A 23,979-nucleotide genomic window follows, 5' to 3' on the forward strand; every position below is an offset into this window, starting at 1 on the left:
CGGCTTTCCTGTTGGCACCGTTTCTCCTACAGTAGCGAAGCCTCGGACCGTCAGGTCCGCGGGCGAGCCTGAGAGACGCACAAGACCAACAAGGAACCATCCAATGAATATCAGCAAGCGTGGCGACCACCTGTTCGCGGCCGGATTGTGGAAAGCGATCGGCGACGTCGCGAAATCGGTCCGTACCCAGATCGGCGAAACCAGCGAAGGGCGCGTGCTGGCCGACGCGCTGTTCGCGCTGCAGCGCGAGCTGGGCGGCAGCGAATTCGACGTGACGATCAACCAGGGGCGGCCCGTCGTGGGCCCCGATCCGCATTCGGTGATCTTCGGCAGGGCCGTCGAGCGCTTCAAGCAAGACATGGAGGCGGTGGTGTTCGCGCTGAAGCACCGCCGCAGCATCGACGGGCCGAACGGCGCGCAGCGCGCCGACGCGCTCACGCAGGCCAACACGCATCTCGCGACGGCGAAGCAGTACGCGATGTTTACCGTCGGGCGCTTCTTCGATGCAGTCGTCGATCGCGACGTGCTGGAACAGATCGTGGGCGCCGAGTCGCCGGCGCGCGGCCGGCCGCTTGCGGCGCGCAAGGGGATCGACGAGACGCAGCACACGCTCACCGGTGTGCGTCAGCGGATCATCGGCGCGATCGCGCAGATGTAATGCAATGGCCGCGCCGGCTCGTCGAGCCGCGCGGCCATCGCGTGAGACGGAGGCGGAGCGGGACGCCCGCGCCGCCGGCGAACCCGCTTACTGCGGGCCCATCTTCCTGATCAGCACGTCGAGCTCGGCCGCTTCGGCTTCGGTGAGATCGACGAGCGGTGCGCGCACCGGGCCCGCATCGTGGCCGACGAGCTTCGCGCCCGCCTTCACGATGCTGACCGCGTAGCCCGCGCGGCGATTGCGGATCTTCAGGTACGGCAGGAAGAACTCGTCGATCAGGCGGCCGACCGTCGCGTGGTCGTCCTTCGCGATCGCTTCGTAGAACGCCATCGCCGTCTTCGGGATGAAGTTGAACACGGCCGACGAATACACCGGCACGCCGAGCGCCTTGTACGCGGCGGCATAGACTTCGGCCGTCGGCAGGCCGCCGAGGTACGCAAAGCGATCGCCGAGGCGGCGGCGGATCGTGACCATGCTCTCGATTTCACCGACGCCGTCCTTGAAGCCGATCAGGTTCGGGCAACGGTCGGCGAGGCGCTCGAGCATGTCCGCATTCAGCTTCGAATTCGCGCGGTTGTACACCACGACGCCGATCTTCAGCGCGCGGCACACCTGCTCGACGTGGTCGGCGATCCCTTCCTGGCTCGCTTCGGTCAGGTAGTGCGGCATCAGCAGCACGCCGCTCGCGCCGAGGCGCTCGGCCTCCTGCGCATATTCGATTGCGACGCGCGTCGCGCCGCCCGCGCCGGCGAGGATCGGCACCTTGCCCTTGCAGGTTTCCGTCGCGACGCGGATCACGTCCGAATACTCGCGCTGCGTGAGCGAGAAGAATTCGCCGGTGCCGCCGGCCGCGAACAGCGCGCTCGCGCCGTACGGCGCCAGCCATTCCAGGCGCTCGGCATAGGTGCTCGGACGGAAGCTGCCGTCGACGTCGAAATCCGTCAGCGGAAACGACAGCAGGCCGTGGGAGATGATCTGTTTGAGTTCTTGCGGTGAAGTCATGGTTGGGGTCGTCCGTCTAGCGCGAGTGCTGGTTCGTCGGGAACGGCATACGAGCCGAATTGGCGATGTCGTTGTATGTCATCGTACAACGCAAGAAAGAGCGACGCAAGCGGTTTGCTGGCGGGTCAAGGGTAGGGTCTTTCCGGATAAGGGTTTACGCAGCATCGTCGAGTGAGGTTGAATGTCGTATGATGACTAACGATATCGCAGAATGCTTCCAGGAATTCCGATGACTGCTTCCCCGCTCTACATCCGCGTGCATCCGGACGACAACGTCGCGATCGTCGTCAACGACGGCGGTTTGCCCGAAGGCGCGACGTTCGCCGACGGGCTGACGCTGTGCGAAGGCGTGCCGCAAGGACACAAGGTCGCGCTCGTCGACCTCGCGGCCGGCGCCCCGGTCGTGCGCTACAACGTGGTGATCGGCTATGCGCTGACCGACCTGCGCCGCGGCAGCTGGGTCAACGAGCGCACGATGCGCATGCCTGAGCCGCCGGGCCTCGACGACCTGCCGCTCGCGACGCGTGCCGCGCCGCCGCTCGAGCCGCTCGAAGGCTATACGTTCGAGGGTTTCCGCAACGCCGACGGTTCGGTCGGCACGCGCAACATCCTCGCGATCACGACGACCGTGCAATGCGTGTCGGGCGTCGTCGAACATGCGGTGAAGCGGATCAAGGACGAACTGCTGCCGCGCTACCCGAACGTCGACGACGTGGTCGGGCTCGAACATACGTATGGCTGCGGCGTCGCGATCGATGCGCCGGACGCCGACATCCCGATCCGCACGCTGCGCAACATCAGCCTGAATCCGAATTTCGGCGGCGAACTGATGACCGTGAGCCTCGGCTGCGAGAAGCTGCAGCCCGAGCGTCTGCTGCCGCCGGGCGTGATCCCGGTGAGCGCCGACGGCGCGACCGGCAACGGCGGCGTCGTGTGCCTGCAGGATGCCGCGCACGTCGGCTTCAATTCGATGATCGACTCGATCATGAAGATGGCCGAATCGCATCTCGAGCGGCTCAACCGCCGCCGTCGCGAGACGTGTCCCGCGTCGGATCTCGTCGTCGGCGTGCAGTGCGGCGGCAGCGACGCGTTCTCGGGGCTCACCGCGAACCCGGCGGTCGGCTTCGCGGCCGACCTGCTGGTGCGTGCGGGTGCAACGATCATGTTCTCGGAAGTGACCGAAGTGCGCGACGGCGTCGCGCAGCTCACGTCGCGCGCGGCGAACGAGGACGTCGCCCGCGAGATCATTCGCGAGATGGACTGGTACGACCGCTACCTGCAGCGCGGCCGCGTCGACCGCAGCGCAAACACGACGCCGGGCAACAAGAAGGGCGGGCTGTCGAACATCGTCGAGAAAGCGATGGGGTCGATCGTGAAGTCGGGCAGCGCGCCGATCGCCGGCGTCGTGCGTCCCGGCGATCGGGCGCGGCAGAAGGGGCTGCTGTACGCGGCGACGCCCGCGAGCGATTTCATCTGCGGCACGCTGCAGCTCGCGGCGGGGATGAACCTGCACATTTTCACGACCGGCCGCGGCACGCCGTACGGCCTCGCGCAGGTGCCGGTGATCAAGGTCGCGACGCGCAGCGATCTCGCGCGCCGCTGGCACGACCTGATGGATCTCGACGCCGGGCAGATCGCGACCGGCGCGGCGACGATCGAGGACACGGGCTGGGAATTGTTCCGGCTGATGCTCGACGTCGCCAGCGGCAAGCGCCGCACGTGGGCCGAGCAATGGAAGCTCGCGAATGCGCTGACGCTGTTCAATCCGGCGCCGGTGACCTGATACGTGCGGGTGGTAGCGGCAAGACGATGCGGGCGCCTTCGGGCGCCCGTTTTCTTTTGGGGCGGCGCACGCGCGATTTCCTTACCTCGCACGTAATCGACCGTCCGCGCGCGCCCGGCGACGATAGCGGCACGCGGACCCGAAACGTCCGCGACATCGTCCACCGACACAAGGAGCCTCGCCATGAACACCGCTCAATCCGCTTCGTCCGTCCACGCCGACCTGGTCGACCGCTACTTCGACGCGTGGAACGAACCCGACGTCGCGCGCCGCCGCGCGCTGATCGACGCGACCTACGCGAGCGACGCGGCCTATCGCGATCCGCTGATGGCCGGCGACGGCCACGCGGGCATCGATACGATGATCGCCGCCGTGCAGCAACGTTTCCCCGCGTACCGCTTCCGCCGCACGACTGACGTCGACGCGTTCGGCCAGCATCTGCGGTTCTCGTGGGCGCTCGTGTCGCCCGACGGCGCGGCGATCGTGAAGGGCTCGGACTTCGGCACCGTCGACGCATCGGGCCGCCTCGCATCGGTCACGGGTTTCATCGACGAAATGCCGGCCGCGGCGTCGTGACGCGAACGGCACATGCGCAGCGGCCGCCGGGATCGGGTAACGTTATGCGATTCGTTCCTGATCCCGGAGACTAGCCGACATGCTGAAGAATCTCGACCCGCTGCTGCACGCCGACATCCTGCACACGCTGCGCGCGATGGGCCACGGTGACGAAATCGCGATCTGCGATGCGAATTTCCCGGCGGAATCCGTCGCGGAGCACACGGTGGTCGGCCGCGCGCTGCGGATCGACGGCGCCGATTCGGCGCGCGTCGTGCGCGCGGTGCTGTCCGTGCTGCCGCTCGATACGTTCGTCGACACGCCCGCATGGCGGATGGAAGTCGTCGGCGACGCGGCCGCGGTGCCGCCCGTGCAGCGCGAAGTGCAGGCCGAGATCGACCGCGCGGAAGGGCGCGCGGTGCCGCTCGCCGGCATCGACCGTTTCGCGTTCTACGAGCGCGCGCAGCAGGCGTATGCGGTGATCGTCACCGGCGAAACGCGCGGCTACGGCTGCTTCATCTTCAAGAAGGGCGTGCTGTTGAGCGACGCGGGCTAAACGCGTTTTTTCCACGCGTCGGGCCGCGGGCGTCGCCGCCGCAGTGTAAAGATTTGCTACAACCTTTTTCTTGGACACCGCGGAAAGACCCTCTATGCTGGCCCATTTGCCGCGCGCCCCCTGCCGGGCCGCGCGGCCGGCCGAATTGCATACGAGGAGAGAGGCATGACGCGTACCGTCGATTCCGGCGTCATTTTTTTCGCACGCCTGGCGCTGGCGGCGTTGTTCTTGTGGGGCGGCATCATGAAGCTGCTCGGCTACAGCGACTTCGTCGCGTATCTGCACGGGATGAACGTGCCCTATCAGCAGGTCGTCGCGCCGATCGTCGTCGCGATCGAGGGGCTCGGCGGCCTGCTGCTGATCGTCGGCTACAAGGTACGGCCGCTCGCGTTGCTGATGGCGGTCTACACGATCGCGACCGCGATGGTCGGGCACAATTTCTGGGACGCGACGAACGCGGCCGTCCAGCACGACATGGTGATCCACTTCTGGAAGAACGTCGCGATCGCCGGCGGGTTCCTGCTGCTGTTCGTCACGGGCGCAGGCGGCGCGAGCATCGACGCGCTGCGCCGGCCGAGTTCGTCGTACGGCGTGCTGCGCTGAACCGGGCAGATTCACGCAGCCGCCGCCAGGCCGACGCAAGACAAAAGGGCCGAATCCCGCACGCCGCGGGATTCGGCCCTTCGTTCATCCGGCCCGCGCGTGCGCGCCGACGTTCAGCGTGCGTCCTTCACATCCTTCGCATCCTTCGAGAACTGCACGGCGATCGCGCCCAGCACGCAGATTGCCGCGACGTACACGACCGGCGCGAGCGGATTCGACTTCATCATCAGCGACACGATCACCGGCGTGAGGCCGCCGAAGATCGCATACGCGACGTTGTACGAGAACGAGATGCCCGAGAAGCGCACGACGGCCGGGAAGCTCTTGACCATCACGAACGGCACCGCGCCGATCGTGCCGACCATGAAGCCCGCGATCCCGTAGTAGAGCGGCAGCGTCGACGCATCGGCCGCGACCTGCGCGAACAGCAGGTAGTAGCACGCGGCCAGCCCGAGCCCGCCGATGCCGAGCACGCGCTTCGCGCCGATCCAGCCCGCGAGCGAACCCGCGGTGATGCAGCCGGCCGTCAGGCACAGCGTCGCGACGCTGTTCGCGAACAGCGTCGTCGCCGGCGTCAGGTGGAACTGCTTTTGCAGCAGCGCGGGCGTCATCAGTATCACGACGACGATCGCGGCCGACAGCATCCACGTGAGCAGCATCGACACGATCACCGCGCGGCCGTGGTCGCGCAGCACCGCCTTCAGCGGAATCTCGGCCGCGAGCGCCTTCTTCGCCTTCATCTCGGCGAACACCGGCGTTTCATGCAGCCAGCGGCGCAGGTACACGGAGAACAGCCCGAACACGCCGCCGAGCAGGAACGGGATGCGCCATGCGAACGCGCCGACTTCGGCCGTCGAGTAGCGGCTGTTGATGCCGGCCGCGACGAGCGAGCCGAGCAGGATGCCGGCCGTGAGACCCGCGGTCAGCGTGCCGCATGCGTAGCCGATATGGCGCGACGGCACGTGCTCGGACACGAACACCCACGCGCCCGGCACTTCGCCGCCGACCGCTGCGCCCTGCAGCACGCGGAACAGCAGCAGCAACACCGGCGCGAGGATGCCGATCGTGTCGTAGGTCGGCAGCAGGCCCATCAGCAGCGTCGGCACCGACATCATCAGCACGCTCAGCGTGAACATCCGCTTGCGGCCGAACAGGTCGCCGAAGTGCGCCATGATCACGCCGCCGAGCGGGCGCGCGAGATAGCCGGCCGCGAAGATGCCGAACGTCTGCAACTGGCGCAGCCAGTCGGGAATGTCGTGCGGGAAGAACAGTTGTCCTATCGCCGGGGCGAAGAACACGAAGATGATGAAGTCGTAGAACTCGAGGGCGCCGCCGAGTGCGGCAAGGCCAAGGGTCTTGTAGTCGCTGCGCGTGAGCGCGCGTTCGGCGGCGCGAGGCACGCCGCTCAATTCGGAAGCTTGCATGGTCAGGACGATCGGTATTCGAATGTTGTTGTCGGTGCTGCGTCTCCAGGGCCCGCTTTTCGGCATGGACTGACAAGGCGCGGCTTGCGTCGTCGAAGCGTGCGGCGTGCCGGGTGGGGCGCGCAACACGCGTCGCCGCACCGGGATGGGGCACGGCGGAGACGAAGCGTCAAAGCGGGTGGGGGGATTCTACAGGAGCGCGAAATGCCTGCGCGCGGGCGCGCGCCGAGGACGGCTTCGGACCAGGCGGCCGAAGCGCGCGGCGCGGGCGGCCGGTGAGCCGCTGGCGCGCCGCGCGGGAAGGGGTGCGTATCAGTTGCCGGCGATCGTATCGACCGGCTTGAACGCGCCGCGCTCGACCTTGTAGATCGTCACTGGCGCATCCTTCAGGTCGCCCTTCGCGTCGTACGCGATGCTCGGGGCCGACACACCCTTGATCGACACCTTGCCGAGATACGGCGTGTACACCTTCGGGTCGGTCGAGTTCGCGTCCTTCATCGCGGTGAGCAGCGCGATCGTGCCGTCGTACGAATACGGCGAGTAGGTGATCACGTCTTCGTTGAAGCGCGCCTTGTAGCGGGCCGCGTAGCCAGAGAAGCCCGGCATCTTTTCCTTCGGCAGGCCGCCCATGTAGACGATCGCGCCTTCGGCCGCGTCGCCGCCGACCTTCAGGAACGTCGGCGAGCGCGACATTTCGCCCGTCACGAAGGCCGACTTCATCCCGAGCTGGCGCATCTTGCGGATCATCGGTGACGATTGCGCATCGCCGCCGCCGTAGAAGATCGCGTCCGGATTCATGCCCTTCAGGTTGGTCAGGATCGCGGAGAAATCGAGCGCCTTGTCGTTCGTGAAGTCGCGCTTGACGATCGTGCCGCCGGCCGCTTCCACGGCCTTCGCGAATTCGTCCGCGATGCCCTGGCCGTAGGCCGTGCGGTCGTCGATGATCGCGATGCGCTTGAAGCGCAGCGTCTTCACCGCGTACGTGCCGACGATGCGGCCCGCCTGCGCGTCGCTCGTCAGCAGCCGGTAGGTCGTCTTGTAGCCGCGCGCCGTGTATTGCGGCGACGTCGCCATCGAGATCTGCGGCAGCCCCGCGCGATCGTACAGGTCGGACGCCGGAATGCTGGTGCCCGAGTTGAAGTGTCCGATGATCCCGCGGACGTTGTCGTCGATCAGCCGCTGCGCGACGGTGGTGCCGGTGCGCGGGTCGGCCTGGTCGTCCTGCGAGTCGAGCTGGAACGTGACGGGCTTGCCGCCGATCGTCGGATGCGTCGCGTTGAAATCGGCGATCGCGAGCTGCACGCCCTTCTGCATGTCCGTGCCGTAATTCGACTGCGGGCCGGTCAGCGGTGCGGCGAAACCGATCTTGACGACGTCGGCGGCGATGGCGTGCGCGCCCGACAGTGCGCAGGCGGCGGCCAGCGCGACGTGCGATACCTTCAGCTTCACTTTCACTTCCCCTTGATGGCGTGGTTGGGCCGCCGCCGGCATGCGGGCCGGCGCCGGTAAACCGGGCGAGACGTATCGATCCGCAGGCCGGTGCGCAGCGGCGATGCGTGCTCGCCGCGTACTGCGTGCGCTATGCCGGAATCGGCGTGCGCGACGGCGGATGCGACGGGTCGTGCGTGCCGATTGCGGCAGCGGCGGGATGTCGTCTCGTGACCGTGAAGCGAAGTCTAGATAGCGAAAATGCGTGCGTCTTGCGCGTTCGATGCGTGACCGGCGACGATATCGGCATATCGTCGATTACCCTGATATATGCTGAAATCGTCATGGCGAATGCGCAAACCCGCCAAGACGCGGGTCGCCGGCATTTTTAGGATGGCGGATTCGGGGGCGTGCTGGCAGTGTGTCGATGTGCTGCGCCGGCCGCGGCGAAAGCGGAACCTTCGCCGGCGCCGCACGCGCTTCGCAGTAGTTGTGTGCGCAACCTGTGCGGCTGACCGATGCGGCCGATCGCGACGCACGATGCAACCGGCCGCCGCCTTGCCCGCCCCGCGTTCGGCGCGACGCGAACGAAGGGGCGCTCCTATAATCGACGCCATCCGCCACTCGCTTCGCGGTTGCCGGGATGACGACCTTGCTTGCCGTACCGCCCATGAGCCTGTCCGACACGTTGCGCTACCAGCCCGACAACGCCGATCTCGGCGCGATGCTCGTGCATTTCCGCCTGCTCGAACCGGTGTTCGATGCGCTGCCGGACGTCGCGTTCTTCGTGAAGGATGCGAGCGGCCGCTACGCGATCGTCAATCGCACGCTGGCGATGCGCTGCGGTTACAAGGACAAGCGCGACCTGCTCGGCAAGACGGCCGACGAGGTGTTTCCGCGTCGCTTCGGCCGCAGCTATTTCGAGCAGGACATGGCGACGATCAACGCCGGCCAGCAACTGATGGACCAGCTCGAGCTGCACCTGTATCCGGGCCGCCAGCCAGGCTGGTGCCTGACCTGCAAGGAGCCGCTGCGCGACGCCGCGGGCCGGGTGGTCGGCCTCGCGGGCATCTCGCGCGACCTGAAGGCGCACGAGGGATCGCACCCGGCCTACAGCCGGCTCGCCGACGTGGTCCAGCACATCCAGGATCATTACGTGCAGCCGCTGAACCTGAAGCAGCTCGCGCAGATGGCCGGGATGTCGGTCGCGCAGCTCGAACGCTACTTCCACAAGGTGTTCCACCTGACGCCGCGCCAGGTGCTGCTGAAGACGCGGCTCGACGCGGCCACCGCGCTGCTCGTCACGCACGACAAGGTGACCGACGTCGCCGCACTGTGCGGCTACACGGATCACAGCGCGTTCACGCGTCAGTTCAAGGCGACGGTCGGCGTGACGCCGACGGAATACCGGTTGATGCTGCAGGAGCGGGCGGGGTGACGCAACTCGCCGGCGTGGCCGGCGCGTTGCGGGGATCGGGGTAAGGCGGGGAAGCGGGAAGGGTGAAGCGGTGAAAGCGGCGGCTTAGCGGTAGCCGAGCCCTTTCAGGACGGCCGTGCCGTCTTCGGTCAGCCGGAAGCTCGGGGCCGTATCGGGGTCGAGCTTGACCATTTCGACGAGGCCGGCTTCCTGCAGCGCGGGCAATTCGGGTTTGGCGTTCGCACCGATCGGCGCATGCAGCAGCACGAGCAGCGTCGCGATTTCATGATGACTGAGCAGGCGGCGCAGCATCGTCTTCTTTGCAGGGGGCGCGGCCGGGCGGCCCGCGGGTGCTTCTACGGCGCTCATCGCTTTCCTCCTTTTCGAGATGACCATCGGGTACTGGTTGCGGATGGTGCCGTCGAAGACTTAAGCGATTCTTAAAACCGTGGCGGACGGCGCAATGCTGCGCTGCGGTACGGGTTACGGGATGTAACGCCAGACGCCGCGTAGCTTCCCCGCTGATCGAGGCCGGCCGTGCGGGCGGGCCTTCGGCGGTGCGATTCACCACGATGGTGCGGGTGAAAGGTGGGCCGCCCGAATGGTCGCCGAATCGCTTGCGTGGTCCGGCCCCAACTCCGCTTCGCGTCCTTTCCTTATTTCCTGCGCTGCGCCTGCGCGGCGAGCCGCACGGCCGCATTCGCCGCGCCATAGCCGTCGTATCCGCCGCGCCGCTCGACGATCTCCAGCGAGAAGCGGTTGTCGACCAGCTCCGTATACGCATGCAGGAATTCGCCGCCGTGCTCGTCGCGGTCGTACAGCAGGTGATGCGCGCTCAGCGTGTCGATCAGTTCGTCCGGCAGCGCGTAGCGCGCGGCGAGATCGTCGTAGTAGTTGGCCGGAATCCGCAGGAACGGCACGCCGTCGGCCGCGAACGCGGCGACCGTCTTCACGATGTCGTCGGTGCGGAACGCGACGTGGTTCAGCCCGGTGCCGTGGTAGCGGTCGAGCGATTCGGCGACGGCCGTATGGCGGTCGACCGACGCGTTCAGCGCGATCCGCACCGAGCCGTCGGCGCTGCGCACCGCGCGGCTGCGCATCAGCCCGTACGGGTCGGGCACGAGCCAGCTGCGCTCGGCCTCGAAGCCGAACGCCGTCTTGAAGAACAGGATCCAGGTGTCGAGCGCGTCGGCCGGCAGCGCGAGGCACACGTGATCGATGCCCGTCAGCGGGCCGACTTCGCTCGGGCCGTCGATGTCGGTCAGCACGAAGTCCGATTCATATAGCGTGGGCGTATCCGGCGCCTCGTCGACGAAATATTCGAGGCTGCCGTCCGGCGCCTTCACGCTCGGCAGCACACGCTCGTTCGGCCCGACCCGGCCGGAGAACGGCGCGTACCCGAAGCCGGCCGCGCGTTCGAACGCCACTTTGGCATCGTCGACGCGGAATGCCGACGCGCACAGCGACAGCCCGTGCTGCTGGAAGAACGCATCGGCGAACGAGTCGCGCTCGGCGTTCAGCACGATCGACGCGGCGCCGTGCTGGAACAGCGTCACGTCCTTCGAGCGATGCCGGCCGGCGAGCCGGAAGCGCATCCGGCCGAGCCATTCGCCGACGGTCGCCGCCGCCTGCGCGTCGACCGCGAATTCGATGAACTGGAACCCGACGTGCGCGGGCGGGGCCGGCGGCGCGAACAGCGGCTGGCTGGCGGCCGGCGTGCGACCGTCCTGCGCGAGCCGCGCGCGCGTCAGGTCTTCCAGATAGAGCAGCGAGCGATGGCCGTCGGCCGCCGTGAGCGCGGTCGGCGCCGCGCGGAAGCCGTCGTTGAAGATCTCGAGCGACAGCGGCCCCGTATAGCCCGACTCGATCACGCGCGCGGTGAAGCGCGCCAGGTCGAAGTCGCCCTGGCCCGGGAACGAGCGGTAGTGGCGGCTCCATTCGAGCACGTCCATCACGAGCTTCGGCGCGTCGGCGATCTGCACGAAGGCGATCCGGTCGCCGGGGATGTCGGCGATCGCGTCCGGCGAATCGTCGAGCGACAGCGTGTGGAAACTGTCGAGCGCCAGGCCGAGGTGCGGGCTGTTCACCGCGTTCACGAGTTTCCACGCGTGGCCGTACCGTTTCACGACACGGCCCCACGCGAGCGCTTCGTACGCGGCCACCACGCCGGCCTGCCGCGCGGCTTCGGCGAGCACGCCGAGCTGGTCGACGAGCAGCCCGTCGTCCGCGATCGTGTCGGCCGCCACACTGCTGCAGACGAGGATGCGGTCGGTGCCGAGCGCATGCATCACGTCGAACTTGCGCTTGATCCGGTCGAGATTGCGCGCAAGCTGGGCCGCGCTCACGCCCTCGAAGTCGCGAAACGGCTGGAACAGCACGATGTCGAGGCCGAGGTCGGCGGCCATGCGCCGGACGTCGGCCGGCGATCCGTCGAAGTAGACGAGATCGTTTTCGAAGATTTCGACGCCGTCGAAGCCCGCGGCCTGGACGGCGGCGAGCTTCTCGGCGAGCGTGCCGGACAGTGACACGGTGGCGATCGAGCGCTGCATGGGCGTTTCCTGCGGATGAACAGGGCATGGCGCCGGTCGAACCGGCCCTGAATGAACCAGTCGTTGAGTTCCGTGCGCGCGCCATATCCCGAATTTACTGGGTGAGTGATGCGTATTGTACAAACTAACTAGGTGGTACAAATTAGCGAAAACCCGAAAAGACAGCCCGCGTGCACGGGCGCACACTAGCGCCAAATTCCGATGTCTTCGGGGCGGCGCCGATCCTGGTCTGCCCCTGTTTCAGGAGCAGAAACACGATGAGCAAGCACAAGGTGCTGGTGCTGAACGGCCCGAACCTCAATCTGCTGGGCACCCGCGAGCCCCATATCTACGGCGCGGAAACGCTCGCCGATCTCGAGCAGCGCTGCCGCACGGCGGCGGAAGGGCTCGGGCTGGAAATCGAGTTTCGCCAGTCGAACGCCGAGCACCAGCTGATCGACTGGCTGCATGCCGCGCGTCACGACACGCACGGCATCGTGATCAACCCGGCCGCCTATACGCACACGTCGGTCGCGCTGGCCGACGCGCTTTCCGCGATCGCGAAGCCGGTGATCGAGGTGCATATCTCGAACGTCCATCGCCGCGAAGCGTTTCGCCACCATTCGTATATCTCGGCGATCGCCGAAGCCGTGATCTGCGGCTGCGGTACCGAAGGCTATGTGTTCGCGTTGCAGCGCCTGGCGACGCTGTTCGCGCAGGGGGCCGCCCGATGAGCCGCCCGTCGTTTCTGATCGGCCTGATCGGCCAGGGCATCGGCGGTTCGCTGTCGCCCGCGATGCACGAGGAAGAGGGCTTCCGCCAGGGCTTCGGCTACGTGTACCGGCGCATCGATCTCGATGCGCTCGGCGTGACCGTCGACGCACTGCCGCAACTGCTCGAGGCCGCGCAGCGGATGGGCTACAACGGGCTGAACATCACGCATCCGTGCAAGCAGCGCGTGATCGAGCACCTCGACGCGCTGTCGGACGACGCGCGTGCGCTTGGCGCGGTGAACACCGTGCTGTTCAAGGACGGCAAGCGGATCGGCCACAACACCGACTGGTCGGGCTTTGCGAAATCGTTCCGCCGCGGGCTGCCGGACGCGAAGCTCGACCGCGTCGTCCAGCTCGGCGCGGGTGGCGCGGGCGCGGCCGTCGCGCACGCCGCGCTGCAGATGGGCGCGGCCGAACTGACGATTTTCGACGTCGACGGCACGCGCGCCACCGCGCTGGCGGGCGAATTGCAGCAGCGCTTCCCTGCCGCCCGGGTCACGCCGGGCAGCGATCTCGCGGCCGCGATGCGCGCAACGACCGGCCTGATCCACTGCACGCCGACCGGCATGGCCAAGCATCCGGGCCTGCCGCTGCCGGCCGAACTGCTCCACGCAGGCATGTGGGTGGCCGACATCGTGTATTTCCCGCTCGAAACCGAACTGATCCACGCCGCGCGCGCGGCCGGCTGCGCGACGCTGCCGGGCGGCGGGATGGCCGTGTACCAGGCCGTCGACGCGTTCGAGCTCTTCACCGGGCGCACGCCCGACGCCGAGCGGATGTTCGATCACTTTCAGTCGCTCGTCGCGCGCTGACCCCCTTGCAGACACAGAAAGAGAGACAGGAGACGACCATGCAACACACCACCCACACGAGCGCCGCGCCGGCGCAGGCGGCCGGCACGGTCCGGCGCACGTCGGCGCGCTACAAGATCCTCGCGCTGCTCGCGATCGGCACGATGATCAACTATCTCGACCGCACCGTGCTGGGCGTGGCGGCGCCGCAGCTCACCAAGGAGCTCGGCATCAACGCGGCCGTGATGGGCGTCATGTTCTCCGCGTTTTCGTGGACGTACGTGGCGATGCAGGTGCCCGGCGGCCTGTTCCTCGACCGCTTCGGCAGCAAGATCACCTACTACTGGTCGATGACGCTGTGGTCGCTGTGCACGTTCCTGCAAGGCTTCGTGCCGGGCGTCGCGACGTTGCTCGCGTGCCGGCTCGGTCTCGGCGTGACGGAAGCGCCGTGCTTCCCGACCAACAGCCGCGTCGTCGCGACGTGGTTCCCGCAGAACGAACGCGCAATGGCGACCGGCACCTACACCGTCGGCGAGTACATCGGCCTCGCGTTCTTCAGCCCGGTGCTGTTCGCGTTGATGGGCGCGTTCGGCTGGCGCTCGCTGTTCTGGGTGGTCGGTGCGGTCGGCATCGTGTTCGGCCTGGTCTGGTGGAAGTTCTACCACGAGCCGCGCAACCACCCGGGCGCGAATTCGGCGGAACTGGCCTATATCGAAGCGGGCGGCGGTCTCGTGCACGGTGCGCGCAAGGACGGCGACAAGAGCGGCAAGCCGGCGCAGGCCAAGTTCAGCTGGTCGATGGTCGGCCAACTGGTGAAGAAGCGCCAGCTCGCGGGCATCTGCCTCGGCCAGTTCGCCGGCAACTCGACGCTCGTATTCTTCCTGACCTGGTTCCCGACCTATCTGGCAACCGAGCGCCACATGGGCTGGCTGAAGATCGGCTTCTTCGCGGTGATGCCGTTCATCGCCGCGTCGGTCGGCGTGATGTTCGGCGGGATCTTCTCCGACTGGCTGCTGCGCCGCGGCAAGTCCGCGAACCTCGCGCGCAAGCTGCCGATCATCGCGGGCCTGCTGCTCGCGTCGACGATCATTCTCGCGAACTACGTGCAGAGCAACGAGGCGGTGATCGCGATCATGTCGGTCGCGTTCTTCGCGCAGGGGATGGCCGCGCTCGGCTGGACGCTCGTGTCGGACATCGCGCCGGACGGCCTGCTCGGCGTGACGGGCGGCATCTTCAACTTCGCGGCGAACCTGGCGGGCATCGTCACGCCGCTCGTGGTCGGCTTCATCGTCGCGTCGACCGGCTCGTTCGTCGGCGCGCTCGTGTTCATCGGCGTGATCGCGCTGGTCGGTGCGCTGTCGTACATCTTCGTCGTCGGCGACATCAAGCGGATCGAGCTGTAAGCACCGGCTCCACGTACACTCGGTGCGTTCGCCCGGCGGCCGGTTGGCCGCCGGGTTTTTTGTTTGCGCGTGCCGACCGGTCGGCACATACCTCGCTTCATGCGGGCTGCATCGCGATGCCGAGCGATTCGATTGCCTGCGCGATCGCGGCGACCGCCCGCCGGATATCGCCCGCATCGATCGCGCCGATGCAGCCGACGCGGAACGTCTCGAGCCGCGTCAGTTTGCCCGGATACAGGATGAAGCCCGCGTCGCGCACCGCGTCGTAGAAACGGCGGAAATCGTAGGCTGGATGGTCGGGCGCGTGAAACGTGACGATCACCGGCGCCTGCACGCTCGCGTCGAGGAACGGCACGAAACCGAGCGCGCGCATCGATTCGACCAGCGTCCGGCAGTTGTCCGCATAGCGCGCGCCGCGCGCCGGCTGGCCGCCTTCGGCGAGATACTGGTCGAGCGCGGCGCGCAGCGCGGCAATCACGTGCGTCGGCGGCGTGAAGCGCCATTGCCCCGTCCTGCGCAGGTACGCGTACTGGTCGTGGAGATCGAGCGCGAGCGAGGGCGAGTTGCCTTCGCTCGCGTCGAGCGCGTCGCGCCGCACGATCGCGAATCCCATTCCCGGCACGCCTTCGAGACATTTGCCGCTGGCCGAGATCAGCGCGTCGATGCCGCTGTCCGCCAGCGCGATCGGCAGCGCGCCGAACGAACTCATCGCATCGACGATCAGCCGCTTGCCGTGCCGCCGGCACGCGGCCGCGATCGCGTCGAGCGGATTCAGGATCCCGGCGCTCGTTTCCAGGTGCACGAGCGCGACGTGCGTGATGCGCGGCTCGCGCGCGAACGCAGCCTCAATGGCCGCCGCGTCGACGGCCGCGTCTTCGCCGAACGGCAGCGCGATCGCGTCGATACCGAGCCGGCCGAGAATTTTCAGGATGCGCGCGCAATACGCGCCGTTCTCGGGCACCAGCACGACGCCGTCGCGCGGCACCAGCGTGCCGAGCGCGGCTTCGACCGAGAACGTGCCGCTACCCTGCATCGGCACGCATACGTACTCGTCTCCGCCATGCGCGATGGCGACGAGATCCGCGCAGACGCTGGCCGTCAGCTGGTTGAAAGCGGCATCCCACGACCCCCAGTCATGTTGCATTGCGTGGCGTGTTGTGGCGGACGTGGTGAGCGGGCCGGGCGTGAGCAGGATCGGGTCGGGCATGGCTTTTGTCTCCAGCAAAGGGCGAACGAAACACCGGATGGCATTTCCGAATGACTTGCATGATAGTGGCAAAATGTGTCATTTTTTGGAAATTGTGGCATTCGTCACGGCTTTGTCATCGAACGCTGTGATCCTTCGGTTGCCGCGCGACACCCAGCCTGAGCGCGGTAGCGAGGCGGGCCGCCAGGCGGCTCGCCCGAAGACAACAGGAGAGCCGGATCGTGCCCCGGCCGTTTGGTGTTCCGCCTACGGAGAAGTGAGATGACACTGCAGAAACCCTCGCGCGCCGCCGCCGGCGCGTTCCGCAAACTCGCGCTGGCCGCCTGCGCCGCCGGTCTGCTGCAAGGCGCCGCGATGCCGGCGCATGCGGCAAACGCGGTCGTGCTGTACACGGCGGACGGCCTCGAGAACCTCTATCGCGACGTGCTGCCGGCTTTCGAGAAGAAGGAAGGCGTGAAGGTCAACATCGTGACGGCGGGCAGCGGCGAGGTGGTGAACCGCGCGAACATCGAGAAGAATTCCCCGAAGGCCGACGTGATCGTCACGCTGCCGCCGTTCATCCAGCAAGCCGGCCAGATGGGCCTGCTGCAGCCGTACCAGAGCGTGAACTACAAGAACGTGCCGGCCATCGCGAAGGCCGAGGACGGCACCTGGGCGACGTTCGTGAACAACTACTTCTCGTTCGCGATCAACCCGGACGTCGTGAAGAACCAGCCGAAGACGTTCGCCGACCTGCTCGCGCCGGCCTACGCCGGCAAGGTCGCGTACTCGAACCCGGCCACGGCCGGCGACGGGATGGCCGTGCTGATCCTGACGACGTCGCTGATGGGCGAGGACAAGGCGTTCGACTATCTCGCGAAGCTGTCGCAGAGCGTGAAGTTCCACACGAAGGGCACGGGCTACCTGAACGTGCTGCTGTCGCGCAACGAGATCAGCGTCGCGAACGGCGACCTGCAGATGGACCTCGACGACGCCGAACACGGCGCGCTGTCCATCAAGCCGATCTTCCTGGCCGCGAAGGACGGCGACCAGCCGACCACGTTCCAGCTCCCGTACGGCATCGGCCTGATCAAGAGCGGCCCGAACCAGGACGCCGGCCGGAAGCTGATCGACTACCTGATGTCGACGGAAGTGCAGTCGAAGGTGCCGGACATGTACGGCATCCCGGGCCGCACCGACGTGCCGCTGGCCGGCAAGAACGGCGAAGCGGTCAAGAAGGCGATCGCGGGTGTGAAGCTGATTCCGGTCGACTGGACCCAGGTGATGGCGAAGAAGCCGGTGTGGATCGAGCGCTGGAAGAAGGACGTGATCGGCAGCTCGGGCAAGCAGCTCGACGTCGTCAAGCCGAAGTGATCGGCGCACGCCGCCTGTATTCGCGAGCAAGAGGATGAACCCGGTGGAAACCACCCTGACCCATCCCGGCGCATTCGGCGCCGCCGAACCGCACGCGACGCTGCGGTCCGGCGCGCCGGGCGGCGTGCAGATCGAGCATCTGAGCGTGCGCTACGGCGCGCGCACGGTGCTGGAGGATCTGTCGCTGTCGATCGGCGCCGGTGAATTTCTGACCGTGCTCGGCAAGAGCGGTTGCGGCAAGACCACGCTGCTGCGCTTCATCGCCGGGTTCGTGAAGGCCGACGGCCTGACCGGCACGCTGACCGTTGCCGGACGCGACCTGACCTATGCGCCGCCGCACAAGCGCAACCTCGGTCTGCTGTTCCAGAATTACGCGTTGTTCCCGCACCTGTCGGTGTTCGAGAACGTCGCATTCGGGCTGCGCGCGCGTGGCATGGCGTCGTCGGAAGTGACGCGCCGCGTCGCCGATGCGCTGAAGCTCGTGCAGCTCGGCGACGCGGGTCACCATCTGCCCGCGCAACTGTCGGGCGGGATGCAGCAGCGCGTCGCGCTGGCCCGCGCGCTGGTAATCGAGCCCGACGTGCTGCTGCTCGACGAGCCGCTGTCGGCGCTCGACGCCAACCTGCGCGCGTCGGTGCGCAGCGAACTTAAGGCGCTGCACGAGCGCCTGCCGAACCTGACCGTCGTCTGCGTGACGCACGACCGCGACGATGCGCTCGTGCTGTCCGATCGCGCGCTGCTGATGCGCGATGGTCACATCGCGCAGCTCGGCACGCCGCAGCAGTTGTACGACGCGCCGCGCGACGGCTACGTCGCGCGCTATCTCGGCCCGGCGAACCTGCTGCCGCCGCATGTGATCTTCCCGCTCGGCGATCCGCGCCACGAGGTGCGCGGCAAGGTCGCGTGCGTGCGTCCCGAGCGGCTGACCGTGATGCCGCCCGCAGCGGGCGGCCTGCACGGCACGGTGTCGTCGGTCGAATGGCAGGGCGCGGACCTGTCGATCGCCGTCGTGATCGACGCGGCGCCCGACGAGCCCGTGCGCGTCACGATGCAACGCGGCCGCGGCGCGGCTCCCGAGCGCGGTGCGCGCGTGTCCCTGCATTGCGAGGCAGACGATGTCGTCCTTATCGAGCCCTGAAGCCGGCCTGCCGCCGCACGTGCTCGCGTCGGCCGCCGCACACGCCGCGGCCGCGCGGCGCCACAGGCGCATGGGCGATTTGCACCTCGCCGCGCTGGCGATCGTCGTGCTCGGCCCGCTCGTCGTCTATCCGCTGGTGCGGCTCGTGCTGCTGAGCGTGTCGGGCGATCACGGGCTGAGTTTCGCCGCGTACCGCACCTTCTTCGGCAATCCCGACACGCGCAACGTGCTGCTGACGACGCTCGGCGTGCTGTTCGCGAGCGCCGGCACCGCATCGGTGTTCGGCGTGCTGCTGGCCGCGCTGCTGTTCTTCAAGCCGTTCCCGGGTGCATCGCTCGTCACGCGCTTCCTGGAGCTGTACGTCGCGTTTCCGTCGTTCCTCGTCGCGTTCACGCTGATCTTCCTGTACGGCTCGCAGGGCTCGATCAGCATCGCGCTGCAGCACCTGTTCCATCTCGAGCATCCGCCGCTCGATTTCCTGTTCGGCATCGGCGGCGTGATTCTCGCGCAGACCGTGTTCTACACGCCGTTCGTCGTGCGGCCGACGCTCGCGTCGTTCGCGACGCTGGACCTGCGGCTGATCGAAGCCGCGCGCAGCCTCGGCGCGCCCGGCTGGATGCTCGCGCGCCGCGTCGTGCTGCCGATCGCGTGGCCGGGCATCGCCGCCGGCACCGTGCTGTGCTTCCTGCTGACGCTGAACGAGTTCGGCATCCTGCTCGTGCTCGGCAGCGCGCGGCTCGTCACGTTGCCGGTCGCGATCTACAGCAGCGCGACCGTCGATCTCGACCTGCCGACCGCGTCGGCCGGCGCGGTCGTGATGTTGACGCTGTCGCTGGCGTTGTATGCGGTTTATCGCCGGGTGAACCGGCGTGCGACGGGAGGGAACGATGTCCGCTGAATTCCGTATCGGGCAGGCCGTGCCGCGGCACCAGGTCGGCTGGACCGACGCGTTGCTCAAGCATGCGTCGCGCGCCGCGCTCGCATTGGCCGCGTTCGCGTGCTTCTGGCTGTTCGTGCTGCCGGTGATCGTCGTCGCGCTGTCGAGCGTGTCGACGCAGTGGTCGGGCACGATCTTGCCGGCCGGCTACAGCCTGCGCTGGTTCGAGCGGCTCGGCTCGCCGGAATACGACGCGCTGCTGACGAGCCTCGAAATCGGCTTCGGCGTATCGGCGCTCGGCACGATCCTCGGGCTGTGGCTGGCGCTCGCGCTCGAAGGGCGCGACCGGCGCGGCCTCGGGGCGGTCGTCGACGCGCTCGTGATGGTGCCGAACGGCGTACCGAGCGTCGTGCTCGGGCTCGCGGTGCTGATTGCGTATCACCGGAAGCCGCTCGACCTGTCCAGCTCGGCGGCGATCGTCGTGCTGGTGCAGCTCGCGCTGATTCTGCCGTTCTGCTATCGCTGCGCGGCCGCCGCGCTGCGCCCGGAATTGACCGTGCTGCGCGAAGCTGCCGCGAGCCTCGGTGCGCCGCCCGCGATGGTGCTGCGCCGCGTGCTGCTGCCGCAGCTCGTGCCGGCGCTGCGCGCGAGCCTCGCGCTCGGCTTCGCGCTGTCGCTCGGCGAGCTCGGCGCGACGCTGACGGTATATCCGCCCGGCTTCGCGACCGTGCCGATCGTCGTGATCGGGCAGGTGGAGCGCGGCTACTACCTGCCGGCGTCGGCGCTGTCGCTGCTGATGCTCGGCGCGTCGCTCTTGGCGTTGCTGCTGATCGCCGCGCGCGTGCCGCGCGGCAAGCGGGCGGCATCATGAACGCCGCGTTCGCGTTGCGGCTCCCCGGCGAGCAACCGTCAGCCGGCAAGGGTGCGCCGGATCTCGCGGGACGCTCGATCGACGTCAACGGCCGGCGCTACCGGCTGCCGGTCGAGCCGACCGTCGTCATCTGTGTCGACGGCTGCGAGTACGACTATCTCGAACGGGCGGTGGCAGCGGGCGTCGCGCCGTTCATCGGCCGGATGATCGAGCAAGGCACCGCGTGGCGCGCCGATTGCGTCGTGCCGACCTTCACCAACCCGAACAACCTGTCGATCGTCTGCGGCGTGCCGCCGTCGGTTCACGGCATCTGCGGCAACTACTTCTGGGATCCGGCCGCCGACGGCGGGCGCGGCGCCGAAGTCATGATGAACGACCCGGCCTACCTGCGGGCCGGCACGCTGCTCGCCGCGGCGTCCGACGCCGGTGCGCGGGTGGCCGTCGTGACCGCGAAGGACAAGCTGCGCCGGCTGCTCGGCTGGCAGCTGAACGGCATCTGCTTTTCGGCCGAGAAGGCCGCGCAGGCCAATCTCGCGGAAAACGGGATCGTCGACGTGCTCGACTGGGTCGGCCTGCCGTCGCCGGATGTGTACAGCGCGGCATTGTCCGAATTCGTGTTCGCGGCCGGCGTACGCCTCGCGCAGACGCGGCAGGTCGACCTGATGTACCTGTCGACCACCGACTACGTGCAGCACAAATGCGAGCCGGGCAGTGCCGGCGCGAACGCGTTCTACGCGATGATGGACGGCTACCTCGCGCAGCTCGACGCGCTCGGCTGGGTGATCGGGCTCACGGCCGATCACGGGATGAACGCGAAGCACGATCCGGAGACGGGCCGGCCGAACGTGATCTATCTGCAGGACGCCTTCGACGGCTGGTACGGCACGCAGGCGGCGCGCGTGATCCTGCCGATTACCGATCCGTACGTCGTGCATCACGGCGCGCTCGGTTCGTTCGCGACGATCTACCTGGCGCCGGGCGTCGATCGGCCCGAAGCGATGTGGCGCATCGGTGGCCTCGATGGCGTCGAGCTCGTGCTCGACAACGCGGAAGCCGCCGCTCGTTTCGAACTGCCGGCCGACCGGATCGGCGATCTCGTCGTGATCGGCCGCCGCGACATGACGCTCGGTACGCGTGAACGCGACCACGATCTGTCGGGCCTCACGGTGCCGCTGCGTTCGCATGGCGGCGTGTCGGAGCAGGAGGTGCCGCTGCTGTTCAATCGCCGTATCGAGCGGGACGATCCCGCACGTCGCCCGCGCAACTTCGACGTATTCGATTTCGTGTTGAACCGGATCGCGACATGATGGCTCATCCGCGGCAAGATCATCCGTCGTTTCGTGCCGAAGCGTTGCGTTGGTGCGGCACGCGCGCGATGCGCGAGCGCACGCTCGACGTCACGGACCCGTACACGGGCACGCGCGTCGGCACCGCGCCGCTCGCCAGCGTCGACGACGTGCGTGCGGCGTTCGATTACGCGATGGCCTACCGGCCGACGCTGACGCGCTACGAACGCTCGCAGATTCTCGAACGTGCGGCCGCGCTGCTGCGCGAGCGCACCGAGGAGGCGTCCGACCTGATCACGCTCGAGTCGGGATTGTCGAAACAGGATTCGCGCTACGAGATCGGCCGGGTGGCCGACGTGCTGAAGTTCGCGGCGGTCGAGGCGCTGCGTGACGACGCGCAGAGTTTCTCTTGCGACCTGACGCCCCACGGCAAGGCGCGGCGCGTGTTCTCGCAGCGCCAGCCGCTCGACGGCGTGATCGTCGCGATTACGCCGTTCAATCATCCGATGAACCAGGTCGCGCACAAGATCGCGCCGGCGATCGCGACCAACAACCGCGTGATCGTGAAGCCGTCGGAGAAGGTACCGCTGTCGGCGTTCTATCTGGCCGACCTGCTGTATGAAGCCGGGCTGCCGGAACCGATGCTGCAGGTGCTGACCGGCGACCCGGCCGAGATCGCGGACGAGCTCGTCACGCATCCGCATGCGTCGCTGATCACGTTCACGGGCGGCGTCGCGATCGGCAAGGCGATTGCGGCGCGGGCCGGCTACCGGCGCATCGTGCTGGAGCTGGGCGGCAACGATCCGCTGATCGTCCTCGCCGATGCCGATCCCGACCGCGCGGCGTCGCTCGCGGTGTTGGGCTCGTACCGGAATTCGGGCCAGCGCTGCACGGCCGTCAAGCGGATGCTGGTGCAGCGCTCCATCGCGCCGGCGTTCACCGAATTGCTCGTCGAGAAGACGCGCGCCTGGAAATACGGCGATCCATTCGATCCCTCGAACGAAATGGGCACGGTGATCGACGAAGCCGCGGCGCGACTGTTCGAGGCACGCGTGAACGAGGCGGTCGCGCAGGGCGCGCGCCTGCTGACAGGCAATGTGCGGCGCGGCGCGTTGTACGCGCCGACCGTGCTCGACAACGTCGATCCGTCGATGACGCTGGTGCGCGAGGAGACCTTCGGGCCCGTGTCGCCCGTCATCGCATTCGATACGATCGACGACGCGATCCGGCTCAGCAACGGCACGGCGTTCGGGCTGTCGTCGGGTGTCTGTACGGACAGCACGGCCGCCGTCGTACGGTTCGTGAACGAGTTGAACGTCGGCACGGTGAACGTATGGGAAGTGCCCGGATACCGGATCGAACTGTCGCCGTTCGGCGGGATCAAGGATTCGGGGCTCGGTTACAAGGAAGGCGTCCAGGAGGCGATGAAGAGTTTCACGAACCTGAAGACGTTTTCGCTGCCTTGGGAGTAAACGAATGGCGCTGACGGTGGAAGAGATCCACGGCCTGTATCGCGAGCATGGCCATGTGGCCTATAGCGGCGAACCCGTCACGCAGCTCGAGCATGCATTGCAGAGCGGGTTGCTGGCGGAAGCGTCCGGGGCGGACGAAGCGCTGGTCGCGGCGGCGTTCCTGCACGACCTCGGCCATTTGCTGAATCGCCAGGGCGACACGCCGAGCGCGCGCGGGATCGACGATCTGCATCAGTATTACGTGCTGCCGTTCCTGCGGCCGCTGTTTTCCGACGCGGTGCTGGAGCCGATCCGGTTGCACGTCGACGCGAAGCGCTGCCTGTGCCGCACGGACGCCGGCTATTTCGAGAGCCTGTCGCCGGACTCGGTGCGCAGCCTGGCGTTGCAGGGCGGTATCTTCAGTGACGAGGAAGCGGCGGCGTTCCTGCAGCGCCCGTTCGCGGAGGACGCGCTGCACCTGCGCCGCTGGGACGATACGGCGAAGGAGCCAGGCAAGGCGACGCCGGATCTCGATCACTATATGGCGATCGTCGCACGCCAGGCGCGCGTGGCTTCCTGACGGTTCGGTTGCTTCTATATAAGGCGCCGCACGCGGCAGCGTGCGGCGCCTTATATTTTTTGCGAAACCCCTTGCGCGATCGCCGTGAGCTGCATAGAATCACGCCTCTTTCGCGCTAACGGAAACGCGGCGCGGAAGGAAGGGAAGCAGTGCCGTTGGAGTTCGGAAGTAGCGAGCCTCGGCGGTACGGAAGTTGAGCCCCGCAGTCGCAACGAAGTCGTTCAGAAAGTTGTTGACGAACTGCGAAACACGGTTCATAATCTCGCTTCTCTGCTGCTGAAAACGCAGCGCTGCT

Annotated in this window: 23 protein-coding genes; 16 read left to right on the plus strand and 7 right to left on the minus strand. The window is 67.5% G+C overall.

Features of this window, described 5'->3' with window-relative positions; all coding sequences use genetic code 11:
- Positions 1-103: 103 nt before the first annotated feature.
- A complete protein-coding gene (locus H0X90_RS32005; RefSeq protein WP_069352611.1) occupies positions 104-658 on the plus strand; it encodes a hypothetical protein in 555 nt (184 codons plus the stop codon).
- Positions 659-745: 87 nt separating this feature from the next.
- Here H0X90_RS32005 and kdgD read toward each other — a convergent pair whose 3' ends face one another.
- Positions 746-1,660: a 5-dehydro-4-deoxyglucarate dehydratase gene (gene kdgD, locus H0X90_RS32010; RefSeq protein WP_006494262.1), complete on the minus strand. Its 915-nt coding sequence runs from the start codon at positions 1,658-1,660 to the stop codon at positions 746-748.
- Between the two features lie 229 nt (positions 1,661-1,889).
- Here kdgD and garD point away from each other — a divergent pair, with 229 nt between their 5' ends.
- The 4 genes from garD to H0X90_RS32030 all read left to right on the plus strand — a co-directional run bounded on the left by garD (position 1,890) and on the right by H0X90_RS32030 (position 5,157).
- On the plus strand, positions 1,890-3,443 hold the full coding sequence (garD, locus tag H0X90_RS32015) for a galactarate dehydratase (RefSeq protein WP_077190639.1): 1,554 nt from the start codon (positions 1,890-1,892) through the stop codon (positions 3,441-3,443).
- Between the two features lie 183 nt (positions 3,444-3,626).
- Complete coding sequence (locus tag H0X90_RS32020; protein ID WP_006491341.1) at positions 3,627-4,019, plus strand: nuclear transport factor 2 family protein; 393 nt, start codon at positions 3,627-3,629, stop codon at positions 4,017-4,019.
- 79 nt (positions 4,020-4,098) lie between these two features.
- The gene (locus H0X90_RS32025) at positions 4,099-4,554 is read left to right on the plus strand and encodes an RbsD/FucU family protein (protein WP_006491332.1); all 456 of its coding nucleotides are present in this window, start codon (positions 4,099-4,101) and stop codon (positions 4,552-4,554) included.
- A gap of 165 nt (positions 4,555-4,719) precedes the next feature.
- Positions 4,720-5,157, plus strand: coding sequence for a DoxX family protein (locus H0X90_RS32030; RefSeq protein ID WP_006491342.1), 438 nt, complete (start codon positions 4,720-4,722; stop codon positions 5,155-5,157).
- Between the two features lie 113 nt (positions 5,158-5,270).
- On the opposite strand, the gene H0X90_RS32035 is transcribed toward H0X90_RS32030, so the two are convergent.
- Together H0X90_RS32035 and H0X90_RS32040 are read right to left on the minus strand one after the other, a co-directional pair.
- The gene (locus H0X90_RS32035) at positions 5,271-6,581 is read right to left on the minus strand and encodes an MFS transporter (RefSeq protein ID WP_006494264.1); all 1,311 of its coding nucleotides are present in this window, start codon (positions 6,579-6,581) and stop codon (positions 5,271-5,273) included.
- A 312-nt stretch (positions 6,582-6,893) separates the two neighbouring features.
- Positions 6,894-8,030, minus strand: coding sequence for a branched-chain amino acid ABC transporter substrate-binding protein (locus H0X90_RS32040; RefSeq protein ID WP_077175778.1), 1,137 nt, complete (start codon positions 8,028-8,030; stop codon positions 6,894-6,896).
- Positions 8,031-8,652: 622 nt separating this feature from the next.
- Between H0X90_RS32040 and H0X90_RS32045 the strand changes: the two genes are divergently transcribed.
- A complete protein-coding gene (locus H0X90_RS32045) occupies positions 8,653-9,447 on the plus strand; it encodes an AraC family transcriptional regulator (RefSeq protein ID WP_006489480.1) in 795 nt (264 codons plus the stop codon).
- 84 nt (positions 9,448-9,531) lie between these two features.
- Here H0X90_RS32045 and H0X90_RS32050 read toward each other — a convergent pair whose 3' ends face one another.
- A complete protein-coding gene (locus H0X90_RS32050) occupies positions 9,532-9,795 on the minus strand; it encodes a hypothetical protein (protein WP_006489463.1) in 264 nt (87 codons plus the stop codon).
- A 287-nt stretch (positions 9,796-10,082) separates the two neighbouring features.
- A complete protein-coding gene (locus H0X90_RS32055) occupies positions 10,083-11,975 on the minus strand; it encodes a bifunctional sugar phosphate isomerase/epimerase/4-hydroxyphenylpyruvate dioxygenase family protein (RefSeq protein WP_006489478.1) in 1,893 nt (630 codons plus the stop codon).
- A 257-nt stretch (positions 11,976-12,232) separates the two neighbouring features.
- On the opposite strand from H0X90_RS32055, the gene aroQ reads away from it, so the two are divergent.
- The 3 genes from aroQ to H0X90_RS32070 are packed head-to-tail and all read left to right on the plus strand — an operon-like array spanning position 12,233 to position 14,921.
- Entirely contained in the window at positions 12,233-12,688 is a 456-nt protein-coding gene (gene aroQ, locus H0X90_RS32060) for a type II 3-dehydroquinate dehydratase (protein WP_006489476.1), read from the plus strand.
- Positions 12,685-13,539, plus strand: coding sequence for a shikimate dehydrogenase (locus H0X90_RS32065; RefSeq protein WP_006489465.1), 855 nt, complete (start codon positions 12,685-12,687; stop codon positions 13,537-13,539). The genes aroQ and H0X90_RS32065 overlap by 4 nt, the downstream gene beginning before the upstream one ends.
- Before the next feature lie 38 nt (positions 13,540-13,577).
- A complete protein-coding gene (locus H0X90_RS32070; RefSeq protein ID WP_006489486.1) occupies positions 13,578-14,921 on the plus strand; it encodes an MFS transporter in 1,344 nt (447 codons plus the stop codon).
- A gap of 97 nt (positions 14,922-15,018) precedes the next feature.
- On the opposite strand, the gene H0X90_RS32075 is transcribed toward H0X90_RS32070, so the two are convergent.
- The gene (locus H0X90_RS32075) at positions 15,019-16,128 is read right to left on the minus strand and encodes a 2-aminoethylphosphonate--pyruvate transaminase (RefSeq protein ID WP_048985297.1); all 1,110 of its coding nucleotides are present in this window, start codon (positions 16,126-16,128) and stop codon (positions 15,019-15,021) included.
- A 261-nt stretch (positions 16,129-16,389) separates the two neighbouring features.
- On the opposite strand from H0X90_RS32075, the gene phnS reads away from it, so the two are divergent.
- From phnS to H0X90_RS32110, 7 genes are read left to right on the plus strand one after another with little or no spacing between them, the layout of a single operon-like run.
- A complete protein-coding gene (phnS, locus tag H0X90_RS32080; RefSeq protein ID WP_006489475.1) occupies positions 16,390-17,481 on the plus strand; it encodes a 2-aminoethylphosphonate ABC transporter substrate-binding protein in 1,092 nt (363 codons plus the stop codon).
- 34 nt (positions 17,482-17,515) lie between these two features.
- Positions 17,516-18,619 (plus strand): 2-aminoethylphosphonate ABC transport system ATP-binding subunit PhnT, encoded by a 1,104-nt coding sequence (phnT, locus tag H0X90_RS32085; RefSeq protein WP_006494272.1) that lies wholly within the window; start codon positions 17,516-17,518, stop codon positions 18,617-18,619.
- Positions 18,597-19,517 (plus strand): 2-aminoethylphosphonate ABC transporter permease subunit, encoded by a 921-nt coding sequence (gene phnU, locus H0X90_RS32090; protein ID WP_077190641.1) that lies wholly within the window; start codon positions 18,597-18,599, stop codon positions 19,515-19,517. Before phnT ends, phnU begins: the two co-directional genes overlap by 23 nt.
- Positions 19,507-20,367: a 2-aminoethylphosphonate ABC transport system, membrane component PhnV gene (phnV, locus tag H0X90_RS32095; RefSeq protein WP_077190642.1), complete on the plus strand. Its 861-nt coding sequence runs from the start codon at positions 19,507-19,509 to the stop codon at positions 20,365-20,367. The genes phnU and phnV overlap by 11 nt, the downstream gene beginning before the upstream one ends.
- A complete protein-coding gene (phnA, locus tag H0X90_RS32100) occupies positions 20,364-21,674 on the plus strand; it encodes a phosphonoacetate hydrolase (protein WP_077190643.1) in 1,311 nt (436 codons plus the stop codon). Before phnV ends, phnA begins: the two co-directional genes overlap by 4 nt.
- Entirely contained in the window at positions 21,671-23,125 is a 1,455-nt protein-coding gene (gene phnY / locus H0X90_RS32105; protein WP_034203268.1) for a phosphonoacetaldehyde dehydrogenase, read from the plus strand. Before phnA ends, phnY begins: the two co-directional genes overlap by 4 nt.
- Before the next feature lie 4 nt (positions 23,126-23,129).
- Positions 23,130-23,684, plus strand: coding sequence for a phosphonate degradation HD-domain oxygenase (locus H0X90_RS32110; protein WP_006489482.1), 555 nt, complete (start codon positions 23,130-23,132; stop codon positions 23,682-23,684).
- A gap of 99 nt (positions 23,685-23,783) precedes the next feature.
- Here the strand turns inward: H0X90_RS32110 and H0X90_RS35895 are convergent.
- Positions 23,784-23,979 (minus strand): hypothetical protein (locus tag H0X90_RS35895; protein WP_230877701.1); only part of this gene is annotated, 196 nt, incomplete at its 5' end.

This window comes from Burkholderia sp. 9775_39, assembly GCF_015712225.1.
In the GTDB taxonomy this organism is placed as follows: Bacteria; Pseudomonadota; Gammaproteobacteria; order Burkholderiales; family Burkholderiaceae; genus Burkholderia; species Burkholderia cenocepacia.

Coding starts and splice junctions, on each gene's coding strand:
- H0X90_RS32005 (WP_069352611.1), top strand. CDS start 104: ATGAATATCAGCAAGCGTGGCGACCACCTGTTCGCGGCCGGATTGTGG.
- kdgD (WP_006494262.1), bottom strand. CDS start 1,660: ATGACTTCACCGCAAGAACTCAAACAGATCATCTCCCACGGCCTGCTG.
- garD (WP_077190639.1), top strand. CDS start 1,890: ATGACTGCTTCCCCGCTCTACATCCGCGTGCATCCGGACGACAACGTC.
- H0X90_RS32020 (WP_006491341.1), top strand. CDS start 3,627: ATGAACACCGCTCAATCCGCTTCGTCCGTCCACGCCGACCTGGTCGAC.
- H0X90_RS32025 (WP_006491332.1), top strand. CDS start 4,099: ATGCTGAAGAATCTCGACCCGCTGCTGCACGCCGACATCCTGCACACG.
- H0X90_RS32030 (WP_006491342.1), top strand. CDS start 4,720: ATGACGCGTACCGTCGATTCCGGCGTCATTTTTTTCGCACGCCTGGCG.
- H0X90_RS32035 (WP_006494264.1), bottom strand. CDS start 6,581: ATGCAAGCTTCCGAATTGAGCGGCGTGCCTCGCGCCGCCGAACGCGCG.
- H0X90_RS32045 (WP_006489480.1), top strand. CDS start 8,653: ATGACGACCTTGCTTGCCGTACCGCCCATGAGCCTGTCCGACACGTTG.
- H0X90_RS32050 (WP_006489463.1), bottom strand. CDS start 9,795: ATGAGCGCCGTAGAAGCACCCGCGGGCCGCCCGGCCGCGCCCCCTGCA.
- H0X90_RS32055 (WP_006489478.1), bottom strand. CDS start 11,975: ATGCAGCGCTCGATCGCCACCGTGTCACTGTCCGGCACGCTCGCCGAG.
- aroQ (WP_006489476.1), top strand. CDS start 12,233: ATGAGCAAGCACAAGGTGCTGGTGCTGAACGGCCCGAACCTCAATCTG.
- H0X90_RS32065 (WP_006489465.1), top strand. CDS start 12,685: ATGAGCCGCCCGTCGTTTCTGATCGGCCTGATCGGCCAGGGCATCGGC.
- H0X90_RS32070 (WP_006489486.1), top strand. CDS start 13,578: ATGCAACACACCACCCACACGAGCGCCGCGCCGGCGCAGGCGGCCGGC.
- H0X90_RS32075 (WP_048985297.1), bottom strand. CDS start 16,128: ATGCCCGACCCGATCCTGCTCACGCCCGGCCCGCTCACCACGTCCGCC.
- phnS (WP_006489475.1), top strand. CDS start 16,390: ATGACACTGCAGAAACCCTCGCGCGCCGCCGCCGGCGCGTTCCGCAAA.
- phnT (WP_006494272.1), top strand. CDS start 17,516: ATGAACCCGGTGGAAACCACCCTGACCCATCCCGGCGCATTCGGCGCC.
- phnU (WP_077190641.1), top strand. CDS start 18,597: ATGTCGTCCTTATCGAGCCCTGAAGCCGGCCTGCCGCCGCACGTGCTC.
- phnV (WP_077190642.1), top strand. CDS start 19,507: ATGTCCGCTGAATTCCGTATCGGGCAGGCCGTGCCGCGGCACCAGGTC.
- phnA (WP_077190643.1), top strand. CDS start 20,364: ATGAACGCCGCGTTCGCGTTGCGGCTCCCCGGCGAGCAACCGTCAGCC.
- phnY (WP_034203268.1), top strand. CDS start 21,671: ATGATGGCTCATCCGCGGCAAGATCATCCGTCGTTTCGTGCCGAAGCG.
- H0X90_RS32110 (WP_006489482.1), top strand. CDS start 23,130: ATGGCGCTGACGGTGGAAGAGATCCACGGCCTGTATCGCGAGCATGGC.